The sequence below is a fragment of the Burkholderia sp. A9 genome, assembly GCF_000801975.1.
Map to the genome: position 1 here is coordinate 139,026 of NZ_JSZN01000007.1, position 16,209 is coordinate 155,234.

Sequence of the window (16,209 nt, forward strand, 5' to 3'; positions counted from 1 at the left end):
GCGCTTGCGTGTCATTGCTCCGCGTGCGGCAGGCGCCGGAACACGACGCTCAGGTTGTTGGCCGGCATCTCGACGACCTCGATGCAGTCGAGCCCGCGGTCGAGGCCCAGCGCGACGACGGCCTCGAGGTCGCGCACGCCCCACGACGGGTCGCGGCTGCGCAACTGCTGGTCGAACGCTTCGTTCGACGGCGCCGTATGCCGGCCTGCGCGGCGATACGGGCCGTACAGGAACAGGATGCCGCCCGGGCGCAGCACACGCGACGCGCCGGCGAACAGCGCGTCGGTGCAGGCCCACGGCGAGATGTGAATCATGTTGATGCAGACGATCGCGTCGAGTGCCGAGGCCGGCCATGGCCACGCGGCATCGCGCACGTCGAACGCCAGCGGCTCGGCCAGGTTCGCGAGGCCGGCATGCGCAACCCACGCGGCGATCGAACGGCGCGCCTGCGCGTCGGGGTCGCTCGGCTGCCAGCGCAGCCCCGGCAGCGCCTGCGCGAAATGGACCGCATGCTGCCCCGTGCCGCTCGCGATCTCGAGCACGCTGCCGCTCGCGGGCAGCACGCGACGCAGCACGTCGAGGATCGGCTCGCGATTGCGCTCGGCCGCCGGCGCCGACAGCCGCGCCGACGGATCGGATGACGACGTCGGCCCGGTCACGATGCCTGCTCCGTTGCGATGCCGGCGACGCCCAGCCGCGCATTCAGCGCATCGAGCGCGGGCGCGCAACGCGCCTCGACCTTCAGCGTCAGCATCGGATCGGCGCGCGTGTGGCCGAGGTTCAGCGCGGCGACCGGTTTGTGCTGCGCCTGCGCCCAGACGCAGAATCGGTAGCCGGAATACACCATCAGCGACGAGCCGACGACGAGCAGCGCATCGGCCGCGTCGAGCGCCTGCGACGCCAGCGCCACGCGTTCGCGCGGCACGTTCTCGCCGAAGAACACGACGGCCGGCTTCAGCAGCCCGCCGCATGCCGGGCAGGCCGGAATGCGGAATGTGTCGAGCGCGCCCCATTCGAGATGCGCGTCGCCGTCGGCGGCCGGCTCCGCCTGCGCGCCGAGCAGTTCGGGGTTGTCCGCTTCGAGCACGGTCTGGATCGTCGCGCGCGCATGGTGCGCGCCGCAGTCGAGGCACGTGACGCCGCTAATGCCGCCGTGCAGCTCGATCACGTCGTCGCTGCCCGCGCGCTGGTGCAACCCGTCGACGTTCTGCGTGACGAGGCGCTCGATCCGGCCGGTGCCGCCGAGCCGCGCGAGCGCGACGTGCGAGCGGTTCGGCTGCGCGCGGCCGACGACGGGCCAGCCGATCATGCTGCGCGCCCAGTAGCGCCGGCGCGCCGCGTCGGAACCGAGGAATTCGTGGAGCTGGATCGGCGGCGAACGCATCCACTGACCGTTGCGGTCGCGATAGCCGGGAATGCCGGAATCGGTGCTGATGCCCGCGCCGGTCAGCACGAGCAGCCGCGGATGGCGCTCGACGAACGTGTGCAGCGCGTCGAGCGCGGCCGGATCGATGTCGGCGGATGAGGGGTCGTGCAAAGCGGTATCGTTCATGTTGGCGGCGTGATCGGGCGTGCCGGCAGGCCGTGCGCCCGCACGGGCTGGCCAGCGCGCCAGCACATGATACCGAACGCCGCGCGATCCGGCCGGCGCCGCGCGCATCAAGACCGGCGCACAAAAAAAGACGCCCATCGACCAAGTGGCGATGGGCGCTTCAACAATTGATCCATCGGGGTAGTGGATCAACTGACAGCACAATGTCGTCGCATCCGCCGCAATGCAGCCGGCGGAGCTATCCCCTGAACTACGTGATCGGTTCCCTGATGACGCGCGCATTGCCGCACTGCCGGCATGCCCGTCCGCTCCTGCCCGGGCCTGCCGATGCGGCGCGCAGACGCAGGCGTCGCGTACGGCGCTTGCGTTTCGCGCGGCGGCATCAAGATCCGGAAGTCATGCTCGTCCATCTGCGTACACCTGCGGTTCATCCTCGACGGCCAAACGGCACCTGTCGGCCTCGTGCGTCGCGCGTGCACGTCGCCCGGAACGAACCCGATTTGTTCGGATGGAACGGAAAGCCGCGCGGTCAGGTCGCCGCAATCAACGGCGAAGCGAATATCCGGGCAGGTCGGCGATTCAGGTTTGCAACATGACATGTTGCGATTCGGTCTGTTTTCATTCTCTTGTCCCCGTCTTCGATGCGTCCGACCCACTGAAGCGATCGCCGGGCCCTACTGCGCCGGCGATCGCGCTCACGGCCCGTACAGATATGCAAGGAGCGCACCATGCGTCGCGGCGCAAGGCCCCGCGGGGCGGTGAAATGGCCCTGACCCGAATCGCGCAGTGAAGGAAAGACGTGAATGTTTCGAAAGTGAAACGACGGGAAACGGCGCACCCGATCGACGACGACCGGCCGGTCGGCGATGTTGCAGGAATGGTACGTGTGTCGCAGCGCTGCGTTTTCGCCTTCAGACGACCGACGGCTTGCTTGCAAATACCAAACCGGGACTGCGTATGTGTGATCGAACACGCATCGCGACCATGCGCGCGGCCCTGCCCGATCAGCAGCCCGCGCGCCGCAAGCTTCGCGCAAACACGCTAGCATTCGGGCACGGTATCCCGTGCGTGGCAAGCGCACCGGCCCTTCGCCGGCACTTGCACGAACTGGCGCGTATCCGCTTCGCCCCGCCTTCGAGGAATCGACATGACCCTGCCCGCCTCCGACCGCCCCGATGTCGCGCATCGCGTCTTCTCGGCCGGCCGGCTGTCGATCGGCCTGACGTTGCCGATTTCAACGAGCAGCTCGAACTCGCGGCGCTCGCCGATGCGCTCGGGTTTCGTGCACTGTGGATTCGCGACGTGCCGCTGAACAGCGCCGACTATCCCGACCCGGTCGGCCATCTCGATCCGTGGGTCCTGCTCGGCGCGCTCGCGTCGCGCACCCGCCGGATCGTGCTCGCCAGCGGCGCGATCGTGCTGCCGCTGCGTCATCCGCTGCATATCGCGAAAGGCGCGCTGTCGGTCGCGACGCTGTGCGGCGGCCGCTTCATCCTCGGGCTCGGCTCGGGCGACCGGCCGCCCGAATATGCCGCGTTCGGCGTCGACGCGGAAACGCGGCGCGACCGCTATCGCCAGCACTGGGAGGTCGTCGCGGCCGCGCTCGGCGTGCCGTCGCGCGTGCTGCCCGACGAGACGCCGCCCGACGCGCCCGACTTCACGCTGCTGCCGCGCGACACCGCCGCCGTGCCGATGCTCGCGGTCGGCTCCGGCGGACAGAGCGTCGACTGGATCGCACGGAACGCGATCGGCTGGATGACATACCACCGCGATCCGGACACGCAGCGCGCCCGTCATTCGATGTGGCGGGCGGCCGTCGAGCGACTCCCGCAACCGGCATTTCGCGCGTTCGGCGTGTCGATGCGACTCGATCTCGACGCGAATCGCGATGCACCGGCCACCGCGCTGTCGCTCGGCTACGCCACCGGACGGCACGCGCTGATCGACATCCTGCACGACATGCAGGCGGCCGGCACGCATCACGTGACGCTGAATCCCGGCTCCGACCGGCCGGTGCGCGAGATCATCGAGGAAATCGCGGAACACGTGCTGCCGGTCTTTCACGACGAGCAGGCATGATTCCTCAGGAATCCGAATTCGTAGTACGCGACGCCGCCTGAGGCTTCCATCGCAATGGCCGGCGCCGAGCACGTTCCATTCCCGGCCGCGCTGCCGCCAAGCCTCGACGCGTCGCTACGGGACGTAGCCTGCCGGGACGACCGGGCCAATCGCAGGCTGCCGACCACCCGCCCCGACGCTCGCCCGGTCATGCGCACCGCCCGGCAGCCGCAAACGCCCGCACCACTGGCCGCATGCACGATTCGAATATTCGTCGACGGAACTATTCGGCTCCGGTCGCGATCATGTTAACTTCCGTCCATCGTCCAGACCGGCGGGCCACGCTTCGACGCGCGCCCGCACGCCTCCCCATGCGACATTTCCTGCTCGGCTGGCTGTTCGCCGCCGTCGTATCGACCGCCCACGCGGCCGCCCCTGCCCCGGCCGCCGCATCGGCCGCATCCGGCGCCGTGCCCGCACTGACGCCGCAACAGGCGCAGCAAGCCCTTTCCGTGCTGCAGAATCCGCGCGAGCGCGAACAGGTGGAGACGACCTTGCGTGCGATCGCGGCAGTCGGCGTGCTGAGCACGCCCGCACTCCCCGCCAGCGCGGCGACCCCGGCCAGTGCCGCGTCGGCTGCTGCCCCGGCCGCGCTCACGTCGAACGGACTCGCGTCGATGCTCGTGCGGCAAGGGTCGCGCTGGGCAGGCCAGATCGGCGGCGCACTGAACGAATCGCTGCGCTCGCTGCTCGATGTCGGCTCGGTCGGTACCTGGTGGCACGACCGAATGGTGCGCGCCGACGAGCGCGCGGACCTCGCGCACTCGATCTGGGTCATCGTCGCCGTGCTCGTACCCGCGCTCGTCGTCGAATGGTTCGCGCGGCGCCTGCTGCGGCGCGCGCTGACCGCCCTGACCGCCCGCCGGACCGAATCGTCGCGTCAGGCGGACGCCGAGCCGCCGGCGCCCGACGACGACACCGCGCCGGCGCCGGAACCCGACGGCCCGGCCGACGAGCCCGACGCCCGCCAGCCGTCGTCGCCAGGCCGCGGCCACGCGCGGCGCCACACCACGCTGCTGCGCCGGATGCCGCGCGCGCTGGTCGGCCTGGCGCTGCGGTCGGTGCCGCTGCTCGTGTTCGTCGGCGTCGCGAGCCTGACGATGTCGGTCCTCGCCGAAGCCGATACGCCGATCGAAGCCGCGCTCGAATCGCTGATCGACATCTACGTGATCAGCCGCCTCGTGACGATCGTCAGCCGGCTGTTCTTCCAGCCCGATGCGCGGCAATTGCGGTTGCTGCACATCGGCGACGCGTGGGCCGCGTTCGCGCAGCGCTCGATTTCGCGGATCGTGATCGTCGTCGGCGCCTGCACGGCCGCGGTCGAGATCGCCGCTAGCCTGGGCCTCAGCGACGCCGGCCACGTCGCGCTGCTGAAGGCCGTCGCGCTCGTCGGGCACTTGATGGTCTCGGCGCTGATCCTGCGCTGCCGCGAGCCGGTCGCCGCGCGCATCCGTGCGGCCGGCGCAGACCGGCCGACCTTCGCGATGATCGGCAATGCGCTCGCCGACGCATGGGCGCCCGTGGCGGTGTTCGTCGTGATGGCGTTGTGGTTCGTGTGGGCACTCGACGTCCACAACGGCTATCGCGTGCTGATCACGCTAGGCGGCCGGTCGCTCGCCGTGATGATCGGCATGCGGATGGTGTCGATCGTCGTGTTCGGCGCGCTCGCGCGGCTGTTCCAGCGCCGCGACGACGATCACACGCTCGTCCATCTCCACGCCTACCGCTACTATCCGCTGCTGCGCCAGATCGTGTCCGCGGTGATCGCCGTCGTGACCGTCGCACTGCTGCTGCAGATCTGGGGCGTGCCGATCTTCCACGCATTCGGGACCGGCACGATCGGTCATCGGCTCGCGTCGGCGCTGATCACGATCGCGATCGCGGCGGTGGTCGCGCTGATCGTGTGGGAAGCCGCGAACATCGCGATCGAGCGACGCCTGCAGCAGTGGACCCGCGAAGGCAACCTGGTGCGCGCGGCACGGCTGCGCACGCTGCTGCCGATGCTGCGCTCGCTGCTGTTCATCATGATCGCGCTCGTCGTCGTGCTGACGGGCCTCAGCGAAATCGGCGTAAACGTCGGCCCGCTGCTCGCCGGCGCCAGCATCTTCGGCGTCGCGCTCGGCTTCGGCTCGCAGAAGCTCGTGCAGGACTTCATCACCGGAATCTTCCTGCTGATGGAAAACGCGATGCAGGTGGGCGACTGGGTCACGCTCGCCGGCGTATCCGGCACCGTCGAATACCTGTCGATCCGCACGGTGCGCCTGCGCGCGGGCGACGGGTCGCTGTACACGATCCCGTTCAGCTCGGTAACGACCGTCAACAACACGAACCGAGGGCTCGGCAATGCGGCCGTCAAGGTCAGCATCGCGTACGGCCAGGACATCGATCTCGCGATCGCGACGTTGAAGGAAATCGGCGCCGCATTGCGCGACGACCCGAACTATAAGGATGGCATCCTGTCGGACTTCAGCTACTGGGGGATCGACCAGGTCGACGGCGCGGCGGTCGCGCTGGCCGGACAGATGCAATGCAAGGACTCGTCGCGCTGGGGCGTGCAGCGCGAATTCAACCGGCGGATCGCGGTGATGTTCCGCGAGCGCGGGATCCGGATCGCGAATCCGCAGCGCAGCCTCGTCGCGTATGACAAAGGTGCACACCCCGTCGCTCCCGATGACGACGGCAATGCCGCCGGCACGGCTGCAGAGCCGCCGCCTTCCGCTGCACCGGCACGCACGCCGGACTGACGGAGCGTGCGCCGGTCGGCCGGCAGCCGCGCTTCACGCCCCGCCCGAACCACCGGCCGGCTGATACGCGCGTTCAGCGCGCCGCGGGTTTCTTCGCGTGCTGAACACGCTTCGATGCGGTCTTCGGCACGGCAGCCCCGGCGCCGGCGTCCGTGCCGCGCTCCGCATGCCATTGCTCGAGCAGCACCCGCGTCTGCTCGGCAACCGTCGCGATCACCAGCGCGGCGCCTTCATCGTCGAATTCGTCCCATTCGAGCAACTGCAGCGCCGAGCGCTGCGCGATGTGGAACACCGTCAACTGCCCGAACAGGCTCAGCGCGCGCAGCCGCGTGACGGGATCGTCGGCCGGCCGGCCGGAGATCCGTCCGATCAGTTCGGCGTTCACGTCGTTGAGCGGCTTGCGCATGCGCGTCATGAGGATTTCGCTCGCGCTCTCGGGTTCCTGCCCGCCCTGCTCGCGTGCGAAGAACATCCGCTGGTTCATCGTCTTCGGCACCGTGAACATCCGGTCGGCGAGCGCACGCATGATGCCGATGAACGCATCGATCAGCAGGTCGACGTCCGCATCCGCGGCGAGCATCGCCCGCGCATGCTCGACCGCCGGGCGGAATACTTCCCAGCCCAGTTCCGCGATCGTCTCCACGCTCGCGCGGTAAACGCCTTCCTTGTTCTCGAAGTAGTACTGCAGCGCCGGCGCGTTCACCCCGGCCTTCGCGGCAATGTCGCGCGTCGATGCGCCCGCGAACCCGCGTTCGCCGAACAGCTCGATCGCCGCCTCGATGATCCGCTGGCGCGTCTCGTCGCCGCGCGCGTAGCCGCCCGTCGATGTGCGACGCAGCTTCTTCGCTTCGTTCATGCGTTCCTCGTCATTCGATCGATCGACATTCTACTTGACACAATTTTAGCAACTGGAATAATTATTCCGTTCGGAATAAATCGGATGCCCGCATGTCGACGCTGCAAGACCCGCCTTCGAAAGCAAATCGTCAGGAAGCCGCAATATCGCCCCGCAACAGCAGCGCGAAGCGGCACATCGTGATCGCCGTCGTCGTGGTCGCGGCGATCGGCGCCGCCGCATGGCTCGGCCGCTGGTGGACAGTCGACCGCTTCATCGAAAGCACCAACGACGCGTACCTGCAGGCCGACAACATGAGCGCCGCGCCGAAGGTCGCGGGCTACGTGACCGACGTGTACGTGCGCGACAACCAGGCCGTCAAGGCCGGCGATCCGCTCGTGCGGCTCGACGTCCGCCAGTACCAGGTGGCGTTCGCGCAATCGAATGCCACCGTCGACGCGCGCCGCGCCGACATCGCTCGCGCGCAAGCCGACATCAGCCAGCAGCGCGCGAACCTCGAGCAGGCCGAAGCGCAGGCGAAGGTGTCGCAGATCAACGCGCGGCACGCGAACGACGAATATGCGCGCTACGCACCGCTCGCGGCGACCGGCGCCGAGACGCACGAGCGCGTCGCCGACCTGAAGAGCACGCGCGACCAGGCAGCCGGCACGCTCGCCGCGAACAATGCGTCGATCACTGCCGCCCGCACCCAGATCGCGTCGTTCACCGCGCAGCTTCAACAGGCACGCGCGCAGCTCGAAGCCGCGCAGGCCAGCGCTGCGCAGGCTCAACTCGACCTCGACAACACGATCGTGCGCAGCACGCTCGACGGCCGGGTCGGCGACCGCACGGTGCGCGTCGGCCAGTACGTGCAGCCCGGCACGCGCCTGCTGACCGTCGTGCCGGTGGACGCGATCTACCTCGTCGCGAACTTCAAGGAAACGCAGATCGGACGGATGCGCATCGGCCAGCCCGTCGAGCTGCACGTCGACGCGCTGCCGGACGACAGGCTCACCGGCACGGTCGACAGCTTCGCGCCCGGCACCGGCGCGCAATTCGCGCTGCTGCCGCCCGAGAACGCGACCGGCAACTTCACGAAGATCGTGCAGCGCGTGCCGGTGCGCATCCGCCTCGCCGCGAATGTGCGCGCGCAACGCATGCTGTTGCCGGGGCTGTCCGTGACCGTCGACGTCGACACGCGTTCGGCCGGCAACGAGAAGCGCCATGGCTGATACCGCCGCCACCCCGCCCGCGCCGCCGCACGAAGGCCGCGCGAGCGTGACCGACTGGATCGCGGTCGCCGCCGGCGCACTCGGTGCGCTGATGGCGACGCTCGACATCTCGATCACGAACTCCGCGCTACCGCAGATCCAGGGCGAAATCGGCGCGACCGGCACCGAGGGCACCTGGATCTCGACCGGCTACCTGATGTCGGAAATCGTGATGATCCCGCTCGCCGCGTGGCTCACGCGCGTGTTCGGGCTGCGCAATTTCCTGCTGACGAACGCCGCGCTGTTCATCGCGTTCTCGATGATGTGCGGCTGGTCGAATTCGCTCGCGATGATGATCGCCGGGCGCATCGGACAGGGCTTCACGGGCGGCGCGCTGATCCCGACCGCGCAAACCATCATCCGCACGCGGCTGCCGCTGTCGCAGCTGCCGGTCGGGATGACGCTGTTCGGACTGATCGTGCTGCTCGGCCCGCTGTTCGGCCCGGTGCTGGGCGGCTGGCTCGCGGAGAACGTGAGCTGGAGCTGGTGCTTCTTCCTGAACCTGCCGGTGTGCCTGCTGCTGATGGCGCTGCTGGTGTTCGGGCTGCCGTCGGACCGGCCGCAATGGAACACCTTCTTCAACGCGGACTGGCTCGGGATCGCGGGCCTCGCGATCGGGCTGAGCTCGCTGACCGTCGTGCTCGAGGAAGGACAGCGCGAACGCTGGTTCGAGTCGCAGCTGATCGTCACGCTGAGCTGCGTGTCGCTCGCCGGGATGATCCTGATCGCGCTGTCGCAGCGCTTCGCGAAGCGGCCGATCATGCGCCTGTCGCTGATGCGCAATCCGCGCTACGCGAGCGTGATCGTGATCGTGTCCGCGGTGGGCGCCGGGCTGTACGGCGTGTCGTACCTGCTGCCGCAGTTCCTCGCGATCGTCGCGGGCTACAACGCGGAACAGGCCGGCGCGATCATGCTGCTGTCGGGCCTGCCCGCGTTTCTCGTGATGCCGATCCTGCCGCGCCTGCTCGGCAAGGTCGACTTCCGCATCCTCGTCATCTCCGGGCTGCTGCTGTTCTGCCTGAGCTGCATGCTCGACATCAGCCTGACCGCTCAGAGCGTCGGCCACGATTTCGTGTGGTCGCAACTGATCCGCGGCGTCGCGCAGATGCTCGCGATGATGCCGCTTAACCAGGCGTCGATGGCGGCCGTCGCGCGCGAAGACTCGGGCGACGCGGCCGGGCTCTACAACATGGCGCGCAACCTCGGCGGCTCGATCGGGCTCGCGATCATCGGCACCGTGATCGACCGGCGCACGACCTTCCATGCGGCCGCGCTGCGCGAATCGGTGACCGCCAATTCGCTGATCGGGCAGGAACGGCTGTCGGCCTATACCGCGAACTGGTTTGCACATACGGGCGACCTCGCGTATTCGAATCTGCGCGCGCTCGGCCAGCTCGCGCAGCAGATCCAGCTCCAGGCCATCGTGATGACCTATTCCGAAACCTTCTACCTGCTGGGCCTCGCGCTGCTCGCGTGCGTGCCGCTCGCGCTGCTGCTGAAGACGCCGCGCGGCCCGCAGCCGATGTCATCCGGCCATTGAACCGTCTTACGCGATGAAGCCCTTTTCCCTGCCCCACCGCGCTGCGCTCACACTGTGCGCAGCCGCCTGCCTGCTCGCCGGCTGCACCGTCGGCCCCGACTACCGCGGCGCGCCCGCGGCGCCCGACGCGCCGACCTTCGTGCGTGCACCGGCATCCGGCGTCGACACCGCCGCCCCCGCGCCGAGCGCGTGGTGGCAGGCACTGAACGATCGCCAGCTCGACGAGCTGATCGCCGCCGCGCTCGCGCACAACCCCGATCTGCATGCCGCGCAGGCACGGTTGCGCGCCTCGCGCGCGCAGCTCTCGCAACAACGTGCGGCGCAGCTGCCGAAATCGTCGGCCACCGTCGCCGCGATCCGCATGCGCGAACCGGACGTCAGTGCGCTCGGCTCGCTGCTGCCGTCGAGCAGCTCGAACCAGTCGGGCGGATCGTCGCCATCGCTGGGCGGCTCGGGGCCGCTGCAGCTCTATTCGGCCGGCTTCGACGCGACCTGGGAAATCGACCTGTTCGGCGGCACGCGCCGTGCGGTCGAAGCCGCGTCCGCGCAGGCGGAAGCGGTCGACGCCGATCTCGCCGACACACAGGTATCGATCGCGGCCGAAGTCGCAACCGCATACGTCGACCTGCGCGACCAGCAGCAGCGGTTCGCGCTGTCGCAACGCACGGCCGACCTGCAACAGCAGATGCTCGACCTCGCGCAACAGCGCCGCGCGCGCGGCGTCGCAGCCGATGCGGACATCGAGCGCCTGACGACGCAGGTCGAGAACACGCGCGCGTCGCTGATCCCGCTCGATGCGCAGGTGACGGAATCGCTCGACCGGCTGGCCATCCTGACCGGGCGCGCTCCGGGTGCGCTCGACGCCGCGCTGTCGGCACCGGGCACGCCGCTGCCGACGCTACCCGGCAGCGTGCCGATCGGCGATCCGGGCGCGCTGCTGAAGCAGCGCCCCGACATCCGCGCGGCCGAGCGCCGGCTCGCGTCCAGCAACGCGCAGATCGGCGAGCATGTCGCCGACTATTTCCCGAAGGTGACGCTGCTCGGCGATCTCGGGTTCAGCGCGACGAATCCGGGCCACCTGTTCCGCAAGCAGAACTTCACGTGGGTCGGCGCACCGTACCTGCAATGGAACATTCTCGATTTCGGCCGCACGCGCGGCGCGGTGCGTGCCGCCGAAGCGTCGCGCGACGAAGCGGAAGCGAACTACCAGAAGGCCGTGCTCGGCGCGTTGCAGGACGCGAACACGGCGTTGCAGCGCTACGGGCACCAGCGCGAACACGTTGTCGCGCTCGCCAAGGTGCAGACGTCGGCCACGCATTCGGCCACGCTGATGGACCAGCGCTATCGCGCGGGCGTCGCGTCGATGATCGATCTGCTCGATACGCAGCGCGAAGCGCTCGCCGCGCAGCAAAACGTGATCGCCGGGCAGGCCGAACTGATCAAGGATTACGTGTCGCTGCAAAAGAGCCTCGGGCTCGGGTGGCAGACGAACGCGGGTTGACGCGCGGCCGGCCGTCGACGGCGCGCTCGCGCCCCTCCGTCATTCAGAAAAAAGGGCTGATACCCCGCCCCGACACCGCCGCGCGTGCCGCCGCGCACGCTGTCGAACGACGGGCCGATCGCGACGCCATCCGCATCGGTTCGTCAGACAAAACCATCCCGCGCTGTCCTGCCCCGCCCCCCCGGCGATTCGACCTGACTTTCAGGCCCTTTCGTCGTCTCCATCGAATCTCCATCCTTCCGCATAAAAGACGCCAACTACGCGCCTCACACTCCAGTCCGTCAAAGCAGGCAGTGGGCTGCCTGCGCTTCCTGGAGTCGCAATGAAGAATCAACAACGATGCCGTTACGGCGCCGCCGGTGCGCTGATGGCGGCGCTGCTGTCGGGCTGCGGGCCTGCCCAGCAGCAGGCCGCCACCCCGGCTACCCCGGTCGCAGCGCTGACGCTGGCCGCCGCCCGCCTCGACGTGACCGAGGACCTGCCGGGCCGCGTCGCGGCCGTGCGGATCGCTGAAATCCGGCCGCAGGTCAGCGGCATCGTGCAACACCGGCTGTTCGAGCAAGGCACCGAGGTGCGCACCGGCCAGCCGTTGTTCCAGATCAATCCGGCGCCGTTCAAGGCCGACATGGACACGGCCGCCGCATCGCTGCAGCGCGCACAGGCCGCGCTCGAACGCGCAAAGGTGCAGACGGCACGCTTCAAGCCGCTCGTCGAAGCCGACGCGATCAGCCGCCAGGTGTACGACGACGCCGTTTCGCAACGCGACCAGGCCGCCGCCGACGTCGCGCAGGCCCGCGCGACGCTCGCGCGCCGCCAGCTCGACCTGAAATTTGCGACCGTGGAAGCGCCGATCGCCGGCCGCATCGACCAGGCGCTCGTGACCGAAGGCGCACTGGTGTCGAGCAGCGACAGCCAGCCGATGGCGCGCATCCAGCAGATCGACCAGGTCTACGTGGACGTGCGCCAGCCGGCCGCGTCGCTCGACGCGTTGCGCGGTGCGCTCGCGGCGCAGCCGCAAGCGTCGGACAGCAACGGCCTGCCGGTCGACGTGCTGCGCGACGACGACACACGCTACGACGTGAAGGGCCGCATGCTGTTCTCGGGCGTCAACGTCGATCCGGGCACCGGCGACGTGCTGCTGCGCGTGCTGGTCGACAACCCGAAGCGCCAGTTGCTGCCGGGCATGTACGTGCGCGCCCGCATTCCGCGCGCGCACTACGCCAACGCGGTGATGGTGCCGCAACAGGCAGTCGTACGCGCCGGCGGCAAGCCGCAGGTGTGGGTGCTCGACGCGAAGGGTACCGCGCACCTGAAGGCGGTCGAGGTCGGCGAGCTGACGAACCGCAGCTACCGCATCAAGTCGGGCCTGCAGGCCGGCCAGAAGATCGTCGTCGAAGGCATGGAACGCCTGGTCGACGGCGCGCCGGCCGCCGCGACCGACTGGAAGTCGCCTGACGCGGCCGCCACCGCGTCCGCGCACTGAGTCACGAGGGGCCTCCAGTCATGGCTGAATTCTTTATCCGCCGCCCGGTGTTTGCGTGGGTGATCGCGCTCTTCATCATCCTGAGCGGGCTGATCGCGATCCCGCAACTGCCGGTCGCGCGCTACCCGTCGGTCGCGCCGCCGTCCGTCACGATCACCGCGAGCTACCCGGGCGCCACGCCGCAGACGATGAACGACGGCGTGCTGAGTCTCATCGAGCGTGAACTGTCGGGCGTCAAGAACCTGCTGTACTTCGAATCGTCGGCCGATACGTCCGGCTCCGCGCAGATCACCGTGACGTTCAAGCCCGGCACCAATCCGGAGCTGGCGCAGGTCGACGTGCAGAACAAGATCAAGTCGGTCGAGCCGCGCCTGCCGGCAGCCGTGCGCCAGAACGGGCTGATCGTCGAATCCGCGTCGTCCGGCTTCCTGATGCTGATCGGCCTGCGCTCCGACAACGGCCGCTTCGACGAAGGCGCGCTCGCCGACTACATGGCGCGCAGCGTTTCCGAGGAGCTGCGGCGAATCGACGGCGTCGGGCGCGTGCTGCAGTTCGGCTCCGAACGCGCGATGCGCATCTGGGTCGATCCGCAGAAGCTGATCAATTTCGGTCTGTCGATGAGCGACCTGACGACCGCGATCGGCCAGCAGAACGTGCAGATCGCGCCGGGCAGCCTCGGTGCGCTGCCCGCGCTGCCGGGCCAGCGCGTGACCGTGCCGCTTACCGCGCAGGGCCAGCTCACGACGCCTGAAGCGTTCGCGAAGGTCGTACTGCGCGCGAACGCAGACGGCTCGAAGGTCGTGCTCGGCGATGTCGCGCGCGTCGAACTCGGCTCGCAGAACTACACGTTCGTGAGCCGCGAGAACAACAGGCCGGCCACCCTCGCCGGCGTGCAGCTCGCGCCGGGCGCCAACGCGGTGAAGACCGCGGACGCGATCCGGGCGCGCATGGCCGAACTGAGCAAGTCGATGCCGTCTGGCATGACCTACTCGATTCCGCTCGACACGTCGCCGTTCGTGAAGATCTCGATCGAGAAAGTGCTGCACACGCTGCTCGAGGCGATGGTGCTCGTGTTCCTCGTGATGTACCTGTTCCTGCAGAACGTGCGCTACACGCTGATCCCGGCCATCGTCGCGCCGGTCGCGATGCTCGGCACGTTCACGGTGATGCTGCTCACCGGCTTCTCGATCAACGTGCTGACGATGTTCGGCATGGTGCTCGCGATCGGCATCATCGTCGACGATGCGATCGTCGTCGTCGAGAACGTCGAACGCCTGATGGCCGAGGAAGGACTGTCGCCGAAGGATGCCACCTCGAAGGCGATGAAGGAAATCACCGGCGCGATCATCGGCGTCACGCTGGTGCTCACCGCGGTGTTCCTGCCGATGGCGATGGCAAGCGGCTCGGTCGGCGTGATCTACAAGCAGTTCACGCTGTCGATGGCCGTGTCGATCCTGTTCTCCGCACTGCTCGCGCTGACGCTCACGCCCGCCCTGTGCGCGACGATGCTCAAGCCGGTCGAGCCGGGCCATCACGAGAAGCGCGGCTTCTTCGGCTGGTTCAACCGCCGCTTCGAGCGCCTGACGGCGTGGTACGAAACGCGCGTCGGCTGCCTGGTCGGCCGCACGGGCCGCGTGATGCTGGTGTTCGTCGCGATCTCGGGCGCGCTCGTGTTCGGCTTCCGCAGCCTGCCGTCGTCGTTCCTGCCGGACGAGGACCAAGGCTACTTCATCACCAGCTTTCTGCTGCCCGCAGACGCTACCGCCGAGCGTACGCATGACGTGGTCAACACGCTGGAGAAGCATCTTGCTTCGCGTCCGGCAATCCAGTCGAGCATTTCCGTGATCGGCTACGGCTTCTCCGGGCAAGGTTCGAACGCGGCGATCAACTGGTCCGTGATGAAGGACTGGAAGAACCGCGGCGGCTCGTCGACCATCGAGGAAGGCATGCTGGCCCAGCAGGCGATGGCCGGTGTGACCGAAGGCATGGTGATGAGCCTGCTGCCGCCGGCGATCGACGAACTCGGCAACAGCTCGGGCTTCTCGATGCGTCTGGAAGACCGCGCGAATCAAGGCAATGCGGCACTCAAAGCGGCTGAAGCGAAGCTGCTCGAACTCGCCGCGCAAAGCAAGATCGTGACCGGCGTGTACCCGGACAGCCTGCCGACCGGCGCGAGCATTCGACTCGAGATCGACCGCGCGAAGGCGCAGGCGCTCGGCGTCTCGTTCACGACGCTCAGCGACACGCTGTCGACCGCGATGGGTTCGACCTACGTGAACGACTTCCCGAACGCGGGCCGCATGCAGCAGGTGATCATCCAGGCCGATGCGCCGGCGCGCATGCAGATCGACAACGTGATGAAGCTGTACGTGCGCAACGCGGCCGGCGGCATGGTGCCGCTGTCCGAAGTGGTGCGACCCGTGTGGACCGACACGCCGCTGCAAATGGTGCGCTTCAAGGGCTACCCGTCCGCGCGCATCTCCGGCAACGCGGCGCCCGGCCAGTCGAGCGGCGCGGCGATGGCCGAGATGGAACGTCTCGCCGCGCAGCTGCCGCCCGGCTTCGCGGTCGAGTGGACCGGCCAGTCGCTGCAGGAACGCCAGTCGGCGTCGCAGGCGCCGATGCTGATGGTGCTGTCGATGATCGTCGTGTTCCTGGTGCTGGCCGCGCTGTACGAAAGCTGGTCGATCCCGCTATCGGTGATGCTGGTGGTGCCGCTCGGCCTGCTCGGCGCGATCGGCGCGGTGCTGCTGCGCGGCTTGCCGAACGACGTGTTCTTCAAGGTCGGGATGATCACCGTGATCGGCCTGTCCGCGAAGAACGCGATCCTGATCGTCGAGTTCGCGAAGCAGCTGCGCGAGGAAGGCAAGGGATTGATCGAAGCAGCCGTGCAGGCATCGAAGCTGCGCCTGCGCCCGATCCTGATGACCTCGCTCGCCTTCGGCCTCGGTGTCGTGCCGCTGATGATCGCGACCGGCGCCAGCGCCGAAACGCAGCACGCGATCGGTACCGGCGTGTTCGGCGGCATGGTGACCGCCACGGTACTGGCCATTTTCTTCGTCCCGGTGTTCTTCGTGTTCGTGATGAGCATCCAGGAACGCATCGGGGCATGGCGTGCAACTCGCCGGAAGCCCGACGCTCTGCATAACGAACAACAAGGTTGAT

Annotated in this window: 9 protein-coding genes and 1 pseudogene; 7 read left to right on the forward strand and 3 right to left on the reverse strand. The window is 68.5% G+C overall.

Features of this window, described 5'->3' with window-relative positions; all coding sequences use genetic code 11:
- Nucleotides 1-11 precede the first annotated feature (11 nt).
- Both PI86_RS04390 and PI86_RS04395 read right to left on the reverse strand, forming a co-directional pair.
- Nucleotides 12-659: a DUF938 domain-containing protein gene (locus PI86_RS04390; RefSeq protein ID WP_039319094.1), complete on the reverse strand. Its 648-nt coding sequence runs from the start codon at nt 657-659 to the stop codon at nt 12-14.
- Entirely contained in the window at nt 656-1,552 is an 897-nt protein-coding gene (locus PI86_RS04395; protein WP_039319380.1) for an NAD-dependent protein deacetylase, read from the reverse strand. Before PI86_RS04395 ends, PI86_RS04390 begins: the two co-directional genes overlap by 4 nt.
- 1,147 nt (nt 1,553-2,699) lie before the next feature.
- On the opposite strand from PI86_RS04395, the pseudogene PI86_RS04405 reads away from it, so the two are divergent.
- Both PI86_RS04405 and PI86_RS04410 read left to right on the forward strand, forming a co-directional pair.
- Nucleotides 2,700-3,631 (forward strand): annotated as a pseudogene (locus PI86_RS04405) (TIGR03571 family LLM class oxidoreductase).
- Nucleotides 3,632-3,981: 350 nt separating this feature from the next.
- Nucleotides 3,982-6,414 (forward strand): mechanosensitive ion channel family protein, encoded by a 2,433-nt coding sequence (locus PI86_RS04410; protein ID WP_039319100.1) that lies wholly within the window; start codon nt 3,982-3,984, stop codon nt 6,412-6,414.
- A 73-nt stretch (nt 6,415-6,487) separates the two neighbouring features.
- Here PI86_RS04410 and PI86_RS04415 read toward each other — a convergent pair whose 3' ends face one another.
- A complete protein-coding gene (locus tag PI86_RS04415; protein ID WP_039319103.1) occupies nt 6,488-7,270 on the reverse strand; it encodes a CerR family C-terminal domain-containing protein in 783 nt (260 codons plus the stop codon).
- Nucleotides 7,271-7,362: 92 nt separating this feature from the next.
- Here PI86_RS04415 and PI86_RS04420 point away from each other — a divergent pair, with 92 nt between their 5' ends.
- The 5 genes from PI86_RS04420 (at nt 7,363) to PI86_RS04440 (ending at nt 16,208) form a co-directional block, all read left to right on the forward strand.
- Nucleotides 7,363-8,481, forward strand: a complete 1,119-nt coding sequence (locus PI86_RS04420) for an HlyD family secretion protein (RefSeq protein ID WP_039319107.1) — start codon at nt 7,363-7,365, stop codon at nt 8,479-8,481.
- Nucleotides 8,474-10,060, forward strand: coding sequence for an MDR family MFS transporter (locus tag PI86_RS04425; RefSeq protein WP_039319111.1), 1,587 nt, complete (start codon nt 8,474-8,476; stop codon nt 10,058-10,060). Before PI86_RS04420 ends, PI86_RS04425 begins: the two co-directional genes overlap by 8 nt.
- Before the next feature lie 13 nt (nt 10,061-10,073).
- The gene (locus tag PI86_RS04430) at nt 10,074-11,561 is read left to right on the forward strand and encodes an efflux transporter outer membrane subunit (RefSeq protein WP_039319114.1); all 1,488 of its coding nucleotides are present in this window, start codon (nt 10,074-10,076) and stop codon (nt 11,559-11,561) included.
- A gap of 322 nt (nt 11,562-11,883) precedes the next feature.
- On the forward strand, nt 11,884-13,044 hold the full coding sequence (locus PI86_RS04435) for an efflux RND transporter periplasmic adaptor subunit (RefSeq protein WP_039319117.1): 1,161 nt from the start codon (nt 11,884-11,886) through the stop codon (nt 13,042-13,044).
- 20 nt (nt 13,045-13,064) lie between these two features.
- Nucleotides 13,065-16,208 carry a multidrug efflux RND transporter permease subunit gene (locus PI86_RS04440; RefSeq protein WP_039319120.1) on the forward strand — a complete coding sequence of 1,048 codons (3,144 nt, stop codon included), beginning with the start codon at nt 13,065-13,067 and terminating at the stop codon, nt 16,206-16,208.
- The last annotated feature ends 1 nt before the right edge of the window (nt 16,209 follow it).

What these genes read in the sequence shown, in the direction of transcription:
- PI86_RS04395 (WP_039319380.1), bottom strand. Translation starts at nt 1,552, where the DNA reads ATGAACGATACCGCTTTGCACGACCCCTCATCCGCCGACATCGATCCG.
- PI86_RS04410 (WP_039319100.1), top strand. Translation starts at nt 3,982, where the DNA reads ATGCGACATTTCCTGCTCGGCTGGCTGTTCGCCGCCGTCGTATCGACC.
- PI86_RS04415 (WP_039319103.1), bottom strand. Translation starts at nt 7,270, where the DNA reads ATGAACGAAGCGAAGAAGCTGCGTCGCACATCGACGGGCGGCTACGCG.
- PI86_RS04440 (WP_039319120.1), top strand. Translation starts at nt 13,065, where the DNA reads ATGGCTGAATTCTTTATCCGCCGCCCGGTGTTTGCGTGGGTGATCGCG.
- PI86_RS04425 (WP_039319111.1), top strand. Translation starts at nt 8,474, where the DNA reads ATGGCTGATACCGCCGCCACCCCGCCCGCGCCGCCGCACGAAGGCCGC.
- PI86_RS04430 (WP_039319114.1), top strand. Translation starts at nt 10,074, where the DNA reads ATGAAGCCCTTTTCCCTGCCCCACCGCGCTGCGCTCACACTGTGCGCA.
- PI86_RS04435 (WP_039319117.1), top strand. Translation starts at nt 11,884, where the DNA reads ATGAAGAATCAACAACGATGCCGTTACGGCGCCGCCGGTGCGCTGATG.
- PI86_RS04420 (WP_039319107.1), top strand. Translation starts at nt 7,363, where the DNA reads ATGTCGACGCTGCAAGACCCGCCTTCGAAAGCAAATCGTCAGGAAGCC.